Below are 1,591 nucleotides of genomic sequence, written 5' to 3'. Positions count from 1 at the left end.
AGTTAGTGAAGTCAGCTGCAAGGATATTTTCTGGGTCTAACCCCAAAGCCCCGTAGTTCCCCTACTGCAACTCCACCTTCAACAACAATTTTTTTATAGTTACTCCTTTTAAATGTTATACACCAAAATCCCTATGGATTTATATGATAATTGAAAAATTAATAGATGGGATAAAATCATAACGTCTTAAAAATACTGGAGTAAAAACCCTGTGATTAATTTCCATTTTCATAAACATAAAAATACTTTATTGACAAAACCTATTACAGAAAAAGTTGTAAGGAGTGATTAACAAGCTATGTGGAATTAAAGGACGTAAGAGAGCAGCTCAAATTATTATATCATGGTTATTTCGAGTTTGAGGTAGAAAGATACAAGCAAGCAAGAACACTCCTGAAAGAAGGTAATCAAACGAAGAAATTGTTGAAAAAACAAACATAAGTTTCTATGAATTAGAACTGGTGAAACAACAGCTTAAGCAATACGAGGAAAAGTTTATATGGGAATTGAACGCAGAACAGTGACAGTTATCAAAGATGACAATATAGGAGTGAACAAATGAAGAAAATTTTATTAATTTTAGCGATAGCATTCTTCACTGTTGGTAGCGGTGCTTCTGCAGAAGTTGCAGGTGAAGGAGAAGTAATAGAAATAAAAGACAAAACTACAAAAACATTTATGTACCAAATACTATCGATGCCATACATACACCATGTTGCATCAGATTTTTACCATAAAAAATACAATGCGGAGTCAATTGGATGGGGATTGAATCAGAAAATATTCGTATCTGGATACAAAAAGCTAAGCCCAATCCAGGTGAGGCTAGCTATACCCACATTGTAAAAGTATATATCCCATATGAAAAAATTATTATTAACGATAAAAAAGAAATAAAAACAGCTGATACGTTTGTTTTTGCAATAGATGGAGATATGTTTTCACTTTGTTCTGAGTCGCATCAGCAATACCTGCAGCTGCGTATGCTGTGGTGTAAACGCTGACAAACAAGCAAAATAGAATACAAACATATGTGCAGCTAAAGGAGATACTTTTTTAAATTACTTTTATTCTTTTTAAAAGTGTATGACCAGCATTTTTCGTCCGAGCTCGCTGGCAAGTCACTCAAGGCACCCTAATCAGCACATGAATCTCTATGACTTGTCTGCTACTTAATTTGTTCATACCAATGTCATTTTTTTAGTTTCAGTATTCTTACTAATATTGGTGCCGTATACAGAGGAATATGTTTTCCAACCTCCATCTACATTTTTAACTTTGTATACATTATTTTTTAGGATACGGCTTGCTAAATATCCTCTTAATCCAACCTGGCAACTAACATAAACAGTCTGATCTTTTGGGATTTCTCCTAATTTATTTCTTACGAAAGATTGCCATTCATAATTGAGTGCGAGATCCGCTGGCTGGCGCAGTAGCGTTGGCATAGTTGCCTGTAAAAAATCAAGTTTATCGACAGCAGTATCCAATCCAATTGTATGTTCGACTTTATCCTCTTTATCGGATATGCCTGAGAGTCAGATGTTAAGTGCACTATCATGTATAAAATAAGCACCCTATTAGGGTGCTT

Annotated in this window: 1 protein-coding gene and 1 pseudogene; one reads left to right on the top strand and one right to left on the bottom strand. The window is 34.5% G+C overall.

The window, feature by feature from the left end:
• The first annotated feature begins 558 nt into the window (after positions 1-558).
• Positions 559-846, top strand: a complete 288-nt coding sequence (locus tag BFI01S_RS21820; RefSeq protein ID WP_061794439.1) for a hypothetical protein — start codon at positions 559-561, stop codon at positions 844-846.
• Between the two features lie 210 nt (positions 847-1,056).
• On the opposite strand, the pseudogene BFI01S_RS21815 reads toward BFI01S_RS21820, so the two are convergent.
• Positions 1,057-1,388: pseudogene (locus BFI01S_RS21815) on the bottom strand (rhodanese-like domain-containing protein); the annotation flags it as partial.
• Positions 1,389-1,591 lie beyond the last annotated feature (203 nt).

This window comes from Cytobacillus firmus NBRC 15306 (assembly GCF_001591465.1).
GTDB classification, from domain to species: Bacteria; Bacillota; Bacilli; order Bacillales; family Cytobacillaceae; genus Cytobacillus; species Cytobacillus firmus.
This window is presented reverse-complemented; position numbering and strand designations above follow the sequence as displayed.